The organism is Candidatus Methylacidiphilales bacterium, assembly GCA_025056655.1.
Classification (GTDB): Bacteria; Verrucomicrobiota; Verrucomicrobiia; order Methylacidiphilales; family JANWVL01; genus JANWVL01.
Genome location: JANWVL010000110.1, coordinates 41,846 through 58,819 on the forward strand (window position 1 = coordinate 41,846; position 16,974 = coordinate 58,819).

The 16,974-nt window shown below is 48.0% G+C and carries 13 protein-coding genes; 6 read left to right on the forward strand and 7 right to left on the reverse strand.

Annotated elements, in window-relative coordinates; all coding sequences use genetic code 11:
• Positions 1 to 187: 187 nt before the first annotated feature.
• Entirely contained in the window at positions 188 to 931 is a 744-nt protein-coding gene (gene cdaA, locus NZM04_06925) for a diadenylate cyclase CdaA (GenBank protein ID MCS7063759.1), read from the reverse strand.
• A 26-nt stretch (positions 932 to 957) separates the two neighbouring features.
• The gene (locus tag NZM04_06930) at positions 958 to 1,740 is read right to left on the reverse strand and encodes an MBL fold metallo-hydrolase (protein MCS7063760.1); all 783 of its coding nucleotides are present in this window, start codon (positions 1,738 to 1,740) and stop codon (positions 958 to 960) included.
• Between the two features lie 101 nt (positions 1,741 to 1,841).
• On the opposite strand from NZM04_06930, the gene rpoN reads away from it, so the two are divergent.
• The 6 genes from rpoN (at position 1,842) to NZM04_06960 (ending at position 9,110) form a co-directional block, all read left to right on the forward strand.
• On the forward strand, positions 1,842 to 3,245 hold the full coding sequence (gene rpoN / locus NZM04_06935; protein MCS7063761.1) for an RNA polymerase factor sigma-54: 1,404 nt from the start codon (positions 1,842 to 1,844) through the stop codon (positions 3,243 to 3,245).
• 25 nt (positions 3,246 to 3,270) lie between these two features.
• Positions 3,271 to 5,520 (forward strand): tetratricopeptide repeat protein, encoded by a 2,250-nt coding sequence (locus tag NZM04_06940; protein MCS7063762.1) that lies wholly within the window; start codon positions 3,271 to 3,273, stop codon positions 5,518 to 5,520.
• Positions 5,521 to 5,551: 31 nt separating this feature from the next.
• On the forward strand, positions 5,552 to 5,761 hold the full coding sequence (locus tag NZM04_06945) for a hypothetical protein (protein MCS7063763.1): 210 nt from the start codon (positions 5,552 to 5,554) through the stop codon (positions 5,759 to 5,761).
• Positions 5,762 to 6,061: 300 nt separating this feature from the next.
• Positions 6,062 to 7,474 carry a chromosomal replication initiator protein DnaA gene (dnaA, locus tag NZM04_06950; protein ID MCS7063764.1) on the forward strand — a complete coding sequence of 471 codons (1,413 nt, stop codon included), beginning with the start codon at positions 6,062 to 6,064 and terminating at the stop codon, positions 7,472 to 7,474.
• Between the two features lie 118 nt (positions 7,475 to 7,592).
• Positions 7,593 to 8,060, forward strand: a complete 468-nt coding sequence (locus NZM04_06955) for a transcriptional repressor (GenBank protein ID MCS7063765.1) — start codon at positions 7,593 to 7,595, stop codon at positions 8,058 to 8,060.
• Positions 8,061 to 8,072: 12 nt separating this feature from the next.
• Positions 8,073 to 9,110 (forward strand): ATP-binding protein, encoded by a 1,038-nt coding sequence (locus NZM04_06960; GenBank protein MCS7063766.1) that lies wholly within the window; start codon positions 8,073 to 8,075, stop codon positions 9,108 to 9,110.
• Positions 9,111 to 9,112: 2 nt separating this feature from the next.
• Here the strand turns inward: NZM04_06960 and NZM04_06965 are convergent, their stop codons facing one another.
• From NZM04_06965 to NZM04_06985, 5 genes are all read right to left on the reverse strand, one after another.
• A complete protein-coding gene (locus tag NZM04_06965; protein ID MCS7063767.1) occupies positions 9,113 to 9,688 on the reverse strand; it encodes a hypothetical protein in 576 nt (191 codons plus the stop codon).
• Positions 9,689 to 9,694: 6 nt separating this feature from the next.
• Positions 9,695 to 11,095: a tRNA (N6-isopentenyl adenosine(37)-C2)-methylthiotransferase MiaB gene (gene miaB, locus NZM04_06970; protein MCS7063768.1), complete on the reverse strand. Its 1,401-nt coding sequence runs from the start codon at positions 11,093 to 11,095 to the stop codon at positions 9,695 to 9,697.
• 123 nt (positions 11,096 to 11,218) lie between these two features.
• Positions 11,219 to 12,085 carry a PEP-CTERM sorting domain-containing protein gene (locus tag NZM04_06975; GenBank protein ID MCS7063769.1) on the reverse strand — a complete coding sequence of 289 codons (867 nt, stop codon included), beginning with the start codon at positions 12,083 to 12,085 and terminating at the stop codon, positions 11,219 to 11,221.
• 95 nt (positions 12,086 to 12,180) lie between these two features.
• Positions 12,181 to 14,712: an ATP-dependent Clp protease ATP-binding subunit gene (locus NZM04_06980; protein ID MCS7063770.1), complete on the reverse strand. Its 2,532-nt coding sequence runs from the start codon at positions 14,710 to 14,712 to the stop codon at positions 12,181 to 12,183.
• A 44-nt stretch (positions 14,713 to 14,756) separates the two neighbouring features.
• Positions 14,757 to 16,973, reverse strand: a complete 2,217-nt coding sequence (locus NZM04_06985; GenBank protein ID MCS7063771.1) for a hypothetical protein — start codon at positions 16,971 to 16,973, stop codon at positions 14,757 to 14,759.
• Position 16,974 lies beyond the last annotated feature (1 nt).

Here is a 16,974-nt window from a genome sequence, read left to right on the forward strand (position 1 = left end):
TCTTAGTAGGTAATTTTGTCACCTCGGCTTGTTTAATGTTCCTGTTAAAAGCTGGTCAAATATGCCAGGCTCAATCTCGTTTTTAATGTATGTCCATATCAGCAAAGCAATTGTAAAACATAAAAGTTTTTCCTTCCAGTTGTGAATAAGAACACGCCTGACAATTTCTATCATGAGCAATAATTACTCAGATAAGTTTTTCTGTCAAGTAAGATCTCAGCTCATCTGAAGTCAGAGGTTGAATAAGTTTTCCACCGTGTGCCACTGCAATAGTCCCACTCTCTTCGGAAAGAATAACTACTATAGCGTCAGTCTGCTCACTCAGCCCCAAGGCTGCACGATGACGAAGCCCGCAAGTTCGAGAAAGGCTGTTATCCTCAGACACGGGAAAGATTGCTGCAGCTACGACTATACGGTCATCCTTTATGATAACCCCTCCATCATGCAAAGGCGTTCTGTTGTGAAATAAGGTCACAATTAGATCCGTGCTCACTTTTGCATCGAGCACAGTCCCTGTCTCGCGACCAGGAGCATATGAGACGGCGCGCTCAAAGGCGATTAGGGCTCCAAGTTTCTCCTGCTGAAGAATTTCTATGGCTGAAACAACAGCTTCTATCACCTCCGTCTGCACCCGAGATGCTATACGTGTCGATTTGCTGCCAAGATCCGCAAGTAATTGACGCACTTCAGGTTGAAAAATAACTACCAGCGCAATAAAGAAAAACCCGCTGATTTTCAAAATTAGATAGCTGATGACTTTGAGTTGCAAAATCTGAGTAACAGCCAAAGCCACTACCATCACAAGCACAAGTCCAGCCAATACACGTGCGCCTCTCGTGCCTCGGAGAAGTTTCCAGCTATGATAAATAGCTGCCGCCATGAGCGTCACTTCGATAAGCCAAGAAAAAAGGAGCCACGTGAGGGTAAACATTATCTCATTTCACTTCCTTACTATTCCTACATCACCCAAGCTTCAGCCCCCCTATCTTGCGATGCAACACAGACCTCAATTTTATCCATGCCGTGCTCACGTAGCCCCGACTGCACGCAACGCAAGGCAACATCTGGAGAGTTACAGTCTTCACTGAGATGTCCCAAAATAACCCTTTGTAAACCTTCCCATGCAACCCCTAACAAAAAATCACGTGCAGCCTCATTCGATAGGTGACCAAAACGAGAAAGGATTCGCTGTTTTACATCCCAAGGCCGCAAGGGATCATTGTGAAGCATCGTCAGATCGTAATTCGCCTCAAGGATTAAACCGTTCAAGCCTTGGAACGCATGCACATCAAGATGAGTAGCCTTGCCTAAGTCTGTGATAATTCCAAATCGAGCATTGCCGTAATCCATGACAATTGCGATCGGTTCCACTGCATCGTGAGAAATCTTATGCGTTCGAATCGCTACGCCGGCCAATGAAAAAACTTGTCCTGTCTCAAAAACCCGCCACTCCGGATAGTCTGCAAGAAACTTTTTACGCAACACCGTAGCTGTGCCACGATTTGCATAAAGCTTTAGTTTATGTCGTTTAGCCAACACCGGCAAAGCATCGATGTGATCACCGTGCTCGTGGGTGATTAAAACGCCTTCCAGCTCCTCTACTAACACACCCTCTGCTTCCAGGCGGCGCACTAGCTCCCTTCCACTCAATCCCGCATCTACCAAAAATGCGCCGTGATCGGACTGGACAAGGGTCGAATTCCCACGACTCCCGCTCGCCAGTAGTTTTACACGCCACATGTCGCAGGTTTAACAATTAAGCCATACTTATGCAAGCAATTACCGTGCCTATCTCTACTAAAATTATTGTTTTACATCCACGCTTCTGATAAATCCTCATCATGCAAAATGTGGGGCTCTCACAAAGCTTATCCCTCAGCCAACAACTCTCTCCACAAATGCAATATTCCCTAAGAATATTGCAAGCCCAGATACTAGAACTTCAATCTTTAGTCCAAAAAGAAATCAATGAAAATCCTCTACTAGAAGACGAACGACTATCAGAGACCCCATCTGAAGACCCTTCTGAGGAGCCTCCCGAACCTCAGCTCTCCCCCGATTACTCATGGCGCGAGTATTTTTCTCAGTCCATCCCCACAAAATCATTTTCCTCCACCGCTAACGCTGAATCCACAGACCGTCATCAACAATTTCTCGATGCTCAATCCACAGAAACTACACTCACCGAACATTTGCTCCGACAACTTCTCATTGCCACCCCCCCTCCGCCAATACGCAAAGCAGCTGAAGAAATAATCTGGAATTTAGATGAAAACGGTTTCCTACACGTCTCGCTCTACGACATTGCTCAAAGCACCAAAACAGACTATGAAACTGTCCAAAAAGCGCTTGAACTCGTCCAATCCTTTGAACCCGCCGGCGTTGCCGCGCGAGACCTCTCAGAGTCTCTCGCCCTACAACTACAGCGATACCACCCGAATTCAAAATTAGAAATCCAAATCGTTACGCATCACCTCGAAGCCTTAGCCAGACGACACTACAACGAGATTGCACGTGCCCTTAACGTTTCCCGCAAACGAGTCATTCAAGCCTCAAAACTCATACAAAAACTTAACCCTCACCCCGCAAGCAACTACGCTCCTACGCCTCGCTTCAACATAATCTATCCAGAGATAGAAATCGAAAAAATAAATGACCAATGGGTCGTGACACTCCTTGAAGATGAACTCCCCAAAATCCGCATCAACACCACCTACAAAGATCTCCTTGCAGCCCAAGCCCACAATCCAGAAATTAAAGAATACCTTAAAGAAAAACTTCGCTCAGGCCAATTCTTAATAAAAGCCATAAAATTACGCCAAGATACCCTCCGTCGAATTGCAGAAAGAATCCTCCACCATCAAAAAGCTTTCTTTGAAAAAGGTCCCGACCATCTTGCCCCACTCACCATGAACCAAATCGCGCAAGAACTCAATATCCACGAGACCACAGTTTCTCGCAGTATTGCCAACAAAGCGCTCCGATGTCCTCACGGGGTCTTTCCCCTAAGACATTTCTTTAGCACAGCCGTAAAAACAAAGACCGGTGAATCCTTGGCTAACACCACAGCCAAGGAAATAGTCGCCGAAATCATAAAAAATGAAGATCCACAAAACCCCCTCTCAGATCAAGAGATCTACGAAAAACTCTCCGAGCGTGGCCTCGTGCTCGCTCGGCGCACCATAGCAAAATATCGCAAAGAGCTCGGTATTCTCCCATCCCATCTGCGTAAGCAAGTAGCCTGATGACGCCCCGCTACTTGTCCCATCCATGAAAAAGCAAAACCTCACTCGTTCCAAGATACCTCCCCCTCCCCATAATTCCGCCCCCTGGACATCATTCGCAATAAAAGTCATAAGCCACCCCTACTTTCTTATCACGGCGGCAATTTGCATACTCTACTTCCAACTCAAAGACTTTAAGTTTCTATCCTGGGACGATCACGCGACCGTTCAATACAACCACCGATTGCATCCCCCGACATTCCAAACCCTCACCTATTATTGGACACCAGTAATTCCTAAGGAATTCAAACAGTTTGAAGATATCTACATCCCCCTAACTTACACTGTCTGGGCAGCCCTAGCTTTAATCTCAGACAGCCTCTTCCCCGACACAGCCTATACCGTCATCCATCCCTCCGTCTATCACCTTGCCAACGTGGCAGTGCACATCCTAACCACTACAGTTATCTACCTGATCCTTACTAAGTTGATCAGAAAAATTTCATCCACAAACTCAACGCCGCTACAAGCCAGCCGTCTAGCACTATTCGGTGCCCTTCTCTACGCTGTGCACCCGCTTCAAGTCGAACCCGTGTGTTGGGTCTCAGGCATGAAAGACATGCTTTGCGCATTTTTTGGATATCTTGCCGTGTGGGGGTGGTTGTCGTATTTGGAGGCACCTCAGCGATCGTCAACCGCTCGTTGGGCTTATGGGCTTGGGCTGCTGGCTTTTTTCTTTGCCTGCACCTCGAAACCCCAAGCCATAAACGTTCCGATCCTCCTCGTCATTCTTTCGATAGGGATTTATCGCATCCCACTTCGAACCCTTGGATTTTTGATGATCCCTTGGTTCATCCTCACCTTAGCTACTGCAGTCTTAGCCAAGATTCTGCAACCAGACAAAGTCATTGCCACTCTCACCCCGCTTTGGACGCGGCCCTTAGTAGCCCTAGACGCTCTCAGCTTTTATCTAATCAAAGTCGTGTTCCCTGTAAACCTTTGCTTCGACTACAGCCGCACACCTGAATATATCTTGAAGACAGGTCAACTCTACTACTCCTGGCTTCCCTCTGCCCTTGTCTTCATCGCCGCGGCTTGCTCGCGTCATCGGCGCCTTTTGTTAACTCTACTTTTGCTCTTTGCAGGCGGGTTCGCGTCGGTATCAGGCATAGTCCCGTTTTACTCTCAAAACGTCTCGACCGTCTCAGACCGCTACATGCTCTTTCCTATGTTTGCTGTTGCGTTAGGAGGAGCCTTACTAATTAGTTACCTTCATGAGAAGTTTCCGAAATACACGCGATTAATTTCATCCACAGCAACCGCGCTGCTCCTCATCCTAGCTGTATTATCCTTTTATCAAATATCAACATGGCGTGACGACCGCACTTTCTACACCCAATCCGCAAAGATAAATCCTCGCAGCTACAGAGCCCTAAATAACCTCGCCCTTTACTATCACGAAAAAGGCCTCTCTGTTGAGGCCGAGAAACTTCTCTTAAAATGCCGAGACATCAAGGATACCGACCCGCTCACTTACTCCAATCTCGCCATGGTTCAATACAGCCAAAAACGCTACACCGAAGCCCGCGCCAACGCCCTGAAAGCAATCGAAATCAAACCCAACCTCGTCTACGCCCTCAATCACATGGGACTTATCGAAACTGCCCTGGGCAATCACGAGCAAGCCCTACAATGGCATCTCAAAGCTCACCAAGAATCCCCACACGCTTTCCCCTTTGCCTTCAACCTCGCCAACGCCGCCCTCCGTGCTCATCGCGAGGATATCGCCATCCAAGCTTTCGAAAAAGCCTTAGCCATAGTTCCAGACCATACTCAATGTCTAAATGACCTCGGCGCATTACTTATTAAACAAAACCGCCTCACTGAAGCTCTCCCTTACATCGAAAAAGCGATCTACCTCGACATGACCTCCAATCCCGGTTTTATCCAAAATTGGTTCACACTCCAGCAACGCCTCAAAAATCCCATCACTCCAAGCCACCCCGTCGTGCGCCTCAAACAAGCAGACACCGCTGCTCTAAAAGAAAAAGATCCGTCTCAAGCGCTTAAAATCTTAAATTCGCTGATCGTCGAGCACCCCGATATCATCTCAGCCTATCACCGCATCGCCGGCATTTTGCGCTCCATCGGTCGCATCCATGAATCTGACCAAATCAGCCAACAAGCTCTTAAGCGCGCACGCCTCTTGGGCTACCGCAGTATCGTCTACACACTTGAGTCTTACCTAATCTCCCGCGGTTACCCAATCAAAAGGACAGTCATACAAGAAGATTAGCCAAAAACCATTTTCGTTTCCCCCGCCTGCCTTGAAAAATCAAACTTCAACTCCTACCCCCACCTCTTCGTCCACATCACACCTACCAGAAAAGACCCGATCCCCCCGTCAAGCAATTTTCAAAAATAATTTTATCCTCCGCCTTTTCTCTTGCCTCAAACGATCCGATCCATACGATCAAAAACCCACTTTGGAAAAAATCGTAACGGATCGATACGAACGATTCAGGCAGACGGCCTGAACCAACACCATGCGATCCCTTACGATTTCACCAAGTTCTCAAGGAGTATGAGCAAGATTGAAGTCTATCTCCCCCTTGTGAATAACTCCTCATATTCCAGCCCTTCCAATCGCCTCCCCTCCATCGAGCCGAGCAAACTTCTCCTTAACGCACAGCCCCTTAACAAAATGGCAAAATCACAAACTATTCAAAATCAATATTTTAATACACTTAAATACATAGCAACCATAAAAAGTCACATACATGCAGAACTTGCCCTATTCCATATAGTTTTGTGAATAACTTGTGAGTAACCGCCCTATGCCATACCCGCCATTCACCCCACCTTCCCGCCACGCCTCAGATATGTCACAACACCAAAATCAATGGAAACAAATCTGCGACCATCTCCGCCAACTTCTTCCAGCCGATGCAGTGGATCGATGGTTTATCCCACTCGTCTGCACACACATCGGCGATAAGACCATCGAGCTAATTGCTGATAACGAAATCTACCCCACCTGGATTGAGGAAAATTACCTTCCCCTCCTTAAAAGCGCAATTGAGACAGTTGTAGGAAAACCCCTCTCTGTCAAAATATCTACCTTATCCCCTGGCCAACCCCCAGAGACGCCCGCATCGCGAAGTCATCGACCCTCTCGCAATGCGACATCCAGAGAGCATGAAGAAGACATCGACCGCGAAAGCATCAACGAACGCCACCGCTTCGATAATTTCGTCGTCGGTCCCAACAACCAATTCGCCCACGCCGCCGCGCTAGCCGTCGCCCACAACACCGCGCGATCCTACAATCCCCTCTTCCTCCACGGTCGCGCCGGGCTTGGCAAAACCCATCTCATGCAAGCCATCGGCAACTACCTCATCGAAAAGAAGCGCCACCTCCGCGTCCGTTACATCACCTGTGAGACCTTTTGCAACGACTTCATCGCCGCCGTCAGTAAAGGTCAAGGACCACTCCTCGAGCGGTTTCGAAAACGTTACCGCCAAGTAGACGTCCTACTTATAGACGACATCCAATTCCTCGCTGGAAAAGACCGCTCTCAAGAAGAATTCTTCCACACCTTCAACGCCCTCTTTGACGGATCAAAACAAATTGTCATCACCGCCGACTCTCCACCCAACGAAATCGCCAATTTAGAAAAACGCCTCGTCTCCCGCTTTGAATGGGGACTGACGGCAGAGCTCCTGGTGCCTGATCAAGAGACTCGAAGGGCTATACTCGCCCAGAAACTCAAACAAATGCAGACCTACCTTCCTGATGAAATACTCGCATTAATTGCTGCCCGCATCTCCTCTAGCATACGGCGCCTGGAAGGTGCCCTCAATCGCGTCGCCGTGTATGCCTCTCTCCATCAAGGACGCATCACCGTCGCACAAGCTGAAAATCTCCTCAAAGACCTCTTCCAACAAGAACAACGCCCCTCGATTTCCATCGAGCTCATACAACGACGAGTCGCTGAAGCCTACGATGTGCGGCTCGGCGATCTCACAGGACGCCGCCGCCCAGCTCACATTGCCCTGCCCAGACAAATCGCCATGTATCTCGCACGCCAGCTCACCAATTCCTCACTCATGGAAATCGGAGACGCTTTCGGAGGACGCGATCACGGCACCGTCCTCCACGCATATCGAGAAATATCACGGCGCATGACTGAAGACCCGCGCCTCAAGCAAATGATAGATACCCTCGTCGAAAAGCTAAAAGATGCTTAGCTTGAGGAGACTTTTTCAGACTTGTATTATCCTCACGGCCCCTCAGCTCGTGTTCTGAAGCCCACAATAATCGGATGATAGGGTTGACACAGCACCCGTTTTGCATGACCATTTCCTTATGCCCATAGACCCTCGATTGAGAGATAAAATCCTTAAATTCATGGAGAGCAAAGGCGCTCGGATCACATCACAACGAATAGCGATCATCGAAGCAGCTTTTAGCACAGATGAACACTACACAGCTGAAAAACTCCATGAAATGGTCAAAAAAATAGACCGCTCCGTCTCACGAGCTACGGTCTACCGCACCCTCCCTCTACTCGTAGAAAGCGGACACCTCCACGAGCTCGATTTAGGCCGCGGGCAGACCTACTACGATCCGAATTACATCAAGCATCCCAAACATAACCACTTGATCTGCATGGACTGCGACAAGATCTTCGAGTTTGAAGACGAAGGACTAGAACGCCGTGAAGATGCCATCACACGAAAGCTTGGCTTCACTCCCACCGATAAACAACTGCGAATCCGCGCTTCTTGTGAAACCTTGCGGAAAAAGGGCACTTGCTCAAGGGCCAAAAAATAAACTCTCGGGAAGATGAAGTCCCATAAAGAACCGGACAAGCCAGGCTTCCTTCATAAAGCTCGTGAATGGCTCAAGCTCGGCGCTCGAACGACTGTCCAAATCACTTATCGACAACGTCTAGTAGCCTTGCTCACAGGCACATTAATTCTAGCTTTGCTAATCCTTTTCTTTGCCTTTTTTTCAGCCTATCAAGCAGGCCTACAGCGAGAGGTCCTAAAACAAATCATCGAAACAAACCCCAACATCTCACATTCACAATGGAAAGATGCCTATGCCCGGCACGAGCAGGCAACCCGTAACATTCAGAGCGTCACCTTCGGAGCCCTGCTGCTGTTGCTTTTCTTCGACGCTCTCATGGCTTTTCTAGTCTACAAAGAGCACATCGCGCGTTATGCCTTGAAATCCCATCGCTCGACATCCTCCGAAATAGAGAGGCGAAAGTTGACGGTTATGCAGCGATTTATCGGATTACTAGAAGAGGCAGGTATAACAGCCGCAGCCACCAAATCCCCTGCTCTTGAAAGTTTCATCCAAAGCTGCCGTGCTGATAAAGCAGACCTAAAAATCATTGAAGCGGAGGAACCCTTAGTCGAGATCCATATCGAAATGGTAGATGAATTAACCAAAAAAAATATTCTCACCCCACTAGTCATCTCCACTAATGCAAGAATCCAAGCCAATAAAAATTTAATTAAAGCTGCTCTAAGGCAATTTGTCCTCAACGCTGCGCAAGCTGTCGGCAGCAACGGGAAGATCATTTTCCGAGCTTACGATAAATTTGCCAAATTCCACGGGCACCACCGTCGCGTCGTCTATCTTCTTATCGAAGATAACGGCGGCGGTATCCCAGAAGATGTGCAGCCGTTTCTATACCAACATTTTTACTCGACCAAAGACGACCGGCTCGGTTTGGGGTTATCAATTGCACAACGCATAGCTGAAGCCCACGGCGCTGAAATTCACTACGAGACGGAAAAAGGCGTCGGCTCGAGTTTTGCTTTGGTGCTCCCTGCAGTAGAGGAAGACGAAAACGAAAAAATCGCAGCCTGATTTTAATCACCCGCTCCGCCTGATGAAGCGTATGCAGTAAACGCAAGGACGATTAAGCACAGCCCGATCAATAAGCCGATCCCATTTAAGAGACGGCTGGGCAAAGAGTGCTTGAAACCGATCCGCAAAATCTCTCGAAAAAGGTAAGGAGAAGCCACAAACACCATGCCTGCCACAATCCAAACGTAGGAAAGCAACGTCACCACCAGACGGGCTCGGCTTTCCTCCAAAAATGCTGCATCCAGAAGGATACAAGCCGCTAAAAGCAAGAGCATCCCTAGCGCCCGGACAGAGAGAAAATCTTCTATAAAAAACATAGCCAGCAATGTGCCGATGGATAATATGATGACGAAAGTATTCCGCATGCCACTGAATTCACCCAGGTCAATATTTAAAACAAGAAGAATAGTCCAGACACCTGCGGCAAGTGTCAGCCCACGACCGATCCACACAGAGCGAATAAAAGCGCGAAGACGTTGATAAAAAGCATGAGGGTGAATTATTCCCCATGTGTGTAGAAGAACATAGAGCGCGCCGACACAAAGAGAAACCTGTTGTAAGGTGAACGGATAAATCATAACAGATCAAGCAGAAAGTGAAGCGGGGCTCAGCGAATTGGGCGATGTAAAACCTACAAGATATGGGTCGGCATAAAACGTGTAGCCATTAGGCGTCTCTTTGATCGTCACATTTAAGAGCTGACCCCGCCACCGCTCATTGGCCTCTATCAACACAAGCCGATTGGTGCGGGTGCGACCTTGAAAGCGTTTAGGATTATTTTTGCTCTCCCCCTCAACGAGGATCTCGACAGTCTGCCCGATCAAAGCTTGGCCTTTTTCAAGAGCAATCTTGTCTTGGATCGCTAAAAGACGGTGATTGCGGGAGAGCTTCTCTTCTTCAGAAATAGCATTTGGAAGAGCGGCAGCCGGCGTGTTCCGCCGCGGAGAGTAGCGAAATATAAAGGATTGATCAAAACGTAGCTCTTGAACGAGTTCACACGTGGCTTGAAAGTCTTCTTCCGTTTCTCCTGGAAAACCGACTATGATGTCGGTGCTGATAGCAAGATCGGGGCAGGCGGAGCGAAGTTCCTGCACGAGCGAAATGAATTTTTCACGGGTGTAACCTCGATGCATCGCTTTCAGTATGCGGTTGCTCCCGGATTGAAGAGGAAGATGCACATGCTCACAGAGCTGCGGTAGATAGGAAAAGGCAGCGATAAGATCTTTCTTGTAGCCGATCGGGTGAGGGGAGGTAAAACGAACGCGTTCAATGCCCGGCACCGCACAGACAGCCTCAAGAAGCTGCACAAATGGGGTCTTGCCATTTATCGAAGGAAACTCGTGACGACCATAAAGGTTAACGATTTGCCCTAACAGCGTGACTTCTTTAATTCCTTGATCTGCTAGCGATTTTACTTCTGCTACAATTTCAGAAATAGGACGGGAACGCTCTGGCCCTCGAGTCGAAGGCACAATGCAAAAAGTGCAATGCATGTTGCAGCCTTGCATGATCGAGACATAAGCCGAAACTTGATTTGGGCGCAGCAAATGGTCTTTGATCGTGTTTTGAGAATCAGGTTCTTCATCGACATCAACGATTGGCGCGCGGCTTGAGGAGGGCTGAGACCTCAGATCTTCGATGTAATCGACAACCCGATGGAATTTCTGCGTGCCAATAATTAAATCCACGTCGGGCAAAGTATCCAAAATTGTGGCGCCTCGGCTCTGTGCCATGCAGCCCATGAAACCCATGATGAGATGAGGTTTTCTACGGCGAAGTCTCTGGAGATTGGCCATGCTGCCGAGAGCTTTCTGCTCGGCCATATCGCGGACGCTGCAGGTATTGATGAGGATCACGTCGGCATCGCTTTCGGAATCTGTTAGACGATATCCTTTGGCTTCAAGTTGGCGGGCGACCTGTTCGGAGTCGCGCACGTTCATCTGGCAGCCGTAGGTTTTGATATACACAGAAGGAGGCGTATCCATAAGCCTTAGCTTATTTTTTTAGCAGCTCATTTCCCAATGAGCAACAGTAAGCCAGATCGGAAATATAAATAAAAAAGGCGGCTGGTCGCCGCCCCTGGAAATGATTTAGAACTGTAGTTGTTGTTAATTGCTGTCTCGACGACGGCGAACAATGTAACCCAAGAGTAAGGATCCACCGATAATCAGGGCATAAGTAGATGGTTCAGGGATTGCTACAGCCGCCCATGTGGTGCCGAGTCTGAATTCATCGAACCGCACAAGGCCTCCACCAAAGTTGGCGATGGATAATTCTGTGAATTGTGAATCAAACACATTTGTTAAGGTGAAACCACCTGGAGCATCCGTCACACCAAGCTGCGGATTTCTCCATACAGTGATTATGTCGTTGCTTGCACCGGCATTAAATTGGAATTTCACTACAAAAAAATTGGCTCCCGCTGAACTTCCTAAATTTTGTGATGCATCTCCTGCGCTATCCGTGCCTGGAGTAGCATCGGTGGCAGCACGTGCTTCAAATTCTGAGCCATTCCAGCGAATCTCAAAACGCCTGTTTGGATCAGCGTTTACGTTGTCGTGTAGTTCAAGGGCAGAAAAACTTCCCGCTGTGGGAACGGTCATCATGAAGCTCAGATACAAATTCCCTGATGCATTAGCTCCACCAATTTTCCCACCATCTATCAGAGTGCCAAGTATATTAGAGTCAAGTATTAGCTTTCTTGAGGACCTGCCGTTTACATTATTAAATACTGCGTGCCCCTCGCTGGAGGGCAATACATCGTAACTTAATGTGAGAGACGACGATGTCGCTCCATCTCCATACCACTGTGCTCCAGCATTCCATGCTGCAGGGTTAGCAGAATTGTTGGGTGCGGCTGAAAGTGGCCCGGTCCCTGCGTAGGGCGGGATAGCAAATCCTTCATATGCAATTGGCTGAGAGAGAGCTGATGTTAGTGGGGTTAAAACAGCTAAGGTGATTACAAGTTTATTCATAAGGCGTGGTTATTAGAAGTTAGTAATTTATTAAATGTAAAAAGTTACTTGTCAATGAAATTTTTCTTGAATTTTAACATAAGCTTTTGCGTCACTCATCCTGGGGTTTTTTCAATTTGTTGAGATCGCCTTTCATTTGGCTCAGAGGAAGCTTCGAAGGAGAGGCAACTTCCCGCTGTATCCGTGGAGACGAGGATTTGCGAGGCCTGTTGGAGGCTTTCCTTGAGTAATTCTTCCGCGAGCGGTTGCTCTAGGTATTTCTCGATTGCACGTCGTAGAGGACGCGCGCCATTAGCAGGATCGTAGCCTTTTTGAATGAGAAAGTCGATGGCTTTTGCATCTAAGTTTAGGGTTAACTGATGGGATTTCTGGAGTCTATCAGAGAGCTTTTTGACTTCGATATGGACGATTTTCGATAAATCTTCACGGTTTAGGGATCGAAAGACGATGATGTCGTCCAGTCGGTTTAGAAATTCGGGGCGGAATGTTTTTTTAGCTATATCGAGCATGCGTTCTTTTGTTTGCTCGTAGCTCATGGAGTCCGGTTGTGAACCGAATCCGAGAGCGCCTTTATTGGCGATCACTTCAGCACCGACATTGGAAGTGAGGATGATAATCGTGTTGCGAAAATCTACTTTGTGGCCAAGGCTATCTGTGATTATCCCTTCCTCAAGGATTTGTAGAAGCACATTCCAGACCTCAGGATGGGCTTTTTCTATTTCGTCGAATAGGACTACGCTGTATGGGCGGCGACGCACTTTTTCAGTAAGTTGACCGCCTTCCTCATAGCCGACATATCCTGGAGGTGCACCGATCAGTCGGGAAACATTAAATTTCTCCATGTATTCGCTCATATCGATCTGAATGAGCGCATCAGGTGTGCCGAACATGTATTCGGCTAGAGTTTTCGCCAGAAGGGTTTTACCTACTCCCGTAGGTCCAAGGAAAATGAAAGAACCAATCGGACGTTTGGGATCTTTCAGATCAGCGCGAGCTCGTTGTAAGGCTTTGCCTAGAGCTTGGACAGCTTCATCTTGACCGATGACCTTCCCTTTGAGTTCTTCAGCGACTCTGAGTATACGATCGCGGTCCTTTTGAGACATGCGCTCTAGCGGCACACCTGTCCATTTGGCAACGACGTGCATGATGTCGTCAGCGTTCACCTCCACTATTTGTTCTTCACGTTTTGCTTTCCACTCAGCAATCGTTTTATCGAGGCGTTCTTTAAGTTTTTTTTCCTGGTCACGGAGGCTTGCAGCTTTTTCGAAATTTTGAGCTTTGATGCTTGCTTCTTTTTGGCTTTTGATGGCCTGGAGCTCTTCTTCCATTTGTTTGATTTCTGGAGGCCTTGACGTGACAGAGATACGAGCGCGAGCCCCCGCTTCGTCGAGCACATCGATCGCTTTGTCTGGAAGATAGCGGTTAGTCAAATAACGTTCAGATAGACGCACGGCTTGCTCGATTGCTTCATCAGTGAATCTTGCATGATGATGCGCTTCGTATTTTGGGCGCAGACCGCGGAGAATCTCAATAGTGTCCTCTATGCTTGGAGGATCTACGAGGACTTGTTGAAAACGTCTTTCTAAGGCGGCGTCCTTTTCTATATGCTTGCGAAACTCAGCTAGTGTTGTTGCCCCGATGCACTGCAGTTCTCCTCGTGCTAAGGCGGGTTTAATGATATTCGAGGCATCCAGTGCACCTTCTGCAGCGCCTGCACCGACCATCGTATGCATTTCGTCGATGAATAAGATAACGTTTTTTGATTTCCTAATCTCATCCATCACAGCTTTGATCCGCTCTTCAAATTGACCGCGATACTTCGTGCCAGCGACCATCAAAGCTAGGTCAAGCATGATGACGCGTTTATCGGAAAGTAAATCAGGCACATTTCCTGCCACGATCTCCTGAGCCAATCCTTCCACTATCGCTGTCTTGCCCACACCAGCTTCGCCGATGAGCACCGGGTTGTTCTTGGTGCGACGGCAGAGGATTTGAATGACGCGTTCGATTTCGTTTCTACGCCCGATCACAGGATCAAGTTCGCCTTTGCGGGCAAGCTCAGTGAGGTCACGACCGAAAGCTTTTAAGGCCGGGGTTTTTATTGTGTTCTTTGTTCCCTGAGTTTCAGGGGCACTAGCAGAAGCGACTGCATCGTCGTCTTCTTGTTCTGTTGTTTCCTCCGGAGGGGTGAAGTTGGGATCCAGCTCTTTTAAAATTTCGTTTCGTGCTTTCTCCAAGTCCAAATCTAGACTTTTCAAGACACGCGCAGCTACACCCTCTCCTTCTCGCAGTAACCCCAGTAATATATGCTCTGTGCCGACGTAAGTATGATTTAACGCCTTGGCTTCTTTGCTAGCTAAAGCCAACACTTTCTTTACTCTCGGTGTATAGGGAATATTCCCTGTCACTTTGGCTTCTGGACCAGTGCCGACTTGTTTTTCGACCTCAATTCGCACGGTCTCTAGATCGATGCCTAATTTCGTCAATACGTTCACGGCAACACCTTGGCTGAGCTTAATCAAGCCTAAAAGTAGGTGCTCAGTGCCGACGTAATTATGATTGAAGCGGTCAGCTTCTTTTCGTGCCAAGGCCAACACTTGCTGGGCACGGGGGGTGAAATTATTCATCGACATACCACCAATAATTTAGCGCAAACTCAAAAAATGCGAAACTATTTTTGGACCCGTGCGTTAATCATTTCTAGAAGCTTTTGAACATGATCAATTATATCCTTTCTCCTCGTGCGAAAGGCTGCAATCCGAGCTACTTGTGCTGCTTCACGTGCCCCCTCAACATCGCCGAGATCGTTTTTTGCTAAAGCTATTAAAGCTAAAACTTCCGGGTTATCAGGCTGAAGTTGGAGAATATTTTCAAAAATCACCAAAGCCTTCTCAGGTGATTTGTTTAACGCAAGAGCTTTTCCGTATGTGAGCAGTGCCGCAGGATCATTCCGATTTAGGTCTAGTGTGCGTTGCGCATAGAATAAAGCATCAGAGGCCTGGTTAACCTGGATAGCCAGATTCGCTGCCACGATATTCCAGTTAAAATTTTCGGGATTAGCATTCGCAGCTCGTTTCATCGCTTCCAATGCAGCATTCCAACTTCCTCTAGCAGCCGCAGCCTGGCTAATTCGCGCCCAATATACATCATCAGTCTGAGAGGGCATACCTCTGCGCCTGAAGACCTCCTCAATAGTCTGGAAAGCTTCTGCATACCGTTTTTCCTTCATCAACACCTCAAGAAGCCGATTCACGGGCAAGTCCAAATCTGGCCGGTTCTCCATCGCTAGACGCAGATATTTTATCGCCTCATCCATCTTGCCTCGATACACTAGGATATCCCCCAACGTATAAAGCCCCTCGTAAAAATTAGGATCGATTTTGACCGACCGCCGCGCAAATTCCTCCCCTAGCACAAAATCTCGATCCGGAAGTTTCGACGCTACAGCAGATGCAAAGTTGTTGTTTAAATGTTTACTGCCTGGATTTTTCACAACATCACTTCCATACAAGGTCACGCCGTTCAACCAACGACCGCAAAGCCCGTAGCTCATGATTCCGCAGATCGCAACAGCCACGCCTAAAGCGACTATAGCCCCATAGCGTCCCACGTCTCCCCATCTATTCTTTAACTTTTTTAGCCTCTCCGCCAAATGCTCTACAACAATGACCACCAGCGCGACCATCCAAAACAAACTCAAATAAAAATAACGATCCGCCACCGTCGAATACCTCAACTGATACTCATACGGGACCAGTCCCAAGGTCGGCAACACACACACTCCCGCCATCCCAACTATCCAAAAATATCGCCGAAACCCCTTCCACAAAGCCAAACCTAACAAAGCAGCTCCCGTCACGATAGCTCCCGTCCTCCATCCCTCCTGTGCCATAAGCCACTGAGGCGTCCGACCGTAGTCAATGATAATCGGATGCGGATAAAAAAATTTTTTAACATAAAACCCAAACGCATCCAAAGCAATCCAGATCCGATTTCCCCACGAAGGAATTTGATCCCGCACCTCCGTCATCGGCTGCATCGTCTTGATCCAAGCTGTCCACAAGACACCGATCAACACCCAGCCTAAGTATAAACGCAAAACCTCATCCCACTTCCTGCGGTAAAAAAAGTAGTCCAGCCCCATCATAACAAGAGGGGTAATCACAAGGCTTGGCTTCGCCATCAGGCCTAATATAAAAGCCCCCAATCCACCCCAATACCATCTGTCTGCTTCCACATCTCGAACCCTCCCCCCCAACTGGGCTTCGCGATACCGCATCCCACAATATAAAGTCAAAAAAAACAACATCGCGCTTAGCAGGTCTTTCATCCCCGTCACCCAACTCACAGGCTCCACACTCAGCGGATGGAGGCTGAATAATAAAGCGCCGAGCAGCGCCAGCTCCTTACACTTCACAAAGCGACGGAGCAACACCATCACCAAAATCCCATTTATAACCGCCACCACCAAATTCGCCGCATGAAAAACTTCCGGCATTAAATTCGTCTGATTGTATAAATCCGTGTCTCGATAATTCGGATTGATCCAGCGCGATACCTGAGCCAACCCCATCCACACCGTGTAAACCAGCGGGATATACAATTTCCCATACTCCTGCGTCCAAAATTTCACCAGATTTCCCAAAGTAAACTCCCTAAGGTACGGATTCTCGCAAATGTTAATCTGCACATCATCCCATATGAATCGAAAATTCACCGACTGCCCGTATACCCCCAACACTGCAAGGCACACAAAAATTATCGACCCCCAACGCCACACCGCATCACCTGTCTGGTTTCTTTCAGAACATTCCAGTCCAGAAAAATCAGCCTCGCGAACTTTAGATAAACGGACAACTTTATTCTTCGACTTTTCCTTTTTAGCCATA

Bases quoted from the DNA above. Each gene is read 5' to 3' on its own strand.
- rpoN (MCS7063761.1), top strand. From the start codon at position 1,842: ATGCAAAATGTGGGGCTCTCACAAAGCTTATCCCTCAGCCAACAACTC.
- NZM04_06980 (MCS7063770.1), bottom strand. From the start codon at position 14,712: ATGAATAATTTCACCCCCCGTGCCCAGCAAGTGTTGGCCTTGGCACGA.
- cdaA (MCS7063759.1), bottom strand. From the start codon at position 931: ATGTTTACCCTCACGTGGCTCCTTTTTTCTTGGCTTATCGAAGTGACG.
- NZM04_06965 (MCS7063767.1), bottom strand. From the start codon at position 9,688: ATGATTTATCCGTTCACCTTACAACAGGTTTCTCTTTGTGTCGGCGCG.
- dnaA (MCS7063764.1), top strand. From the start codon at position 6,062: ATGCCATACCCGCCATTCACCCCACCTTCCCGCCACGCCTCAGATATG.
- NZM04_06960 (MCS7063766.1), top strand. From the start codon at position 8,073: ATGAAGTCCCATAAAGAACCGGACAAGCCAGGCTTCCTTCATAAAGCT.
- NZM04_06985 (MCS7063771.1), bottom strand. From the start codon at position 16,973: ATGGCTAAAAAGGAAAAGTCGAAGAATAAAGTTGTCCGTTTATCTAAA.
- NZM04_06955 (MCS7063765.1), top strand. From the start codon at position 7,593: ATGCCCATAGACCCTCGATTGAGAGATAAAATCCTTAAATTCATGGAG.
- NZM04_06975 (MCS7063769.1), bottom strand. From the start codon at position 12,085: ATGAATAAACTTGTAATCACCTTAGCTGTTTTAACCCCACTAACATCA.
- NZM04_06930 (MCS7063760.1), bottom strand. From the start codon at position 1,740: ATGTGGCGTGTAAAACTACTGGCGAGCGGGAGTCGTGGGAATTCGACC.
- NZM04_06940 (MCS7063762.1), top strand. From the start codon at position 3,271: ATGAAAAAGCAAAACCTCACTCGTTCCAAGATACCTCCCCCTCCCCAT.
- miaB (MCS7063768.1), bottom strand. From the start codon at position 11,095: ATGGATACGCCTCCTTCTGTGTATATCAAAACCTACGGCTGCCAGATG.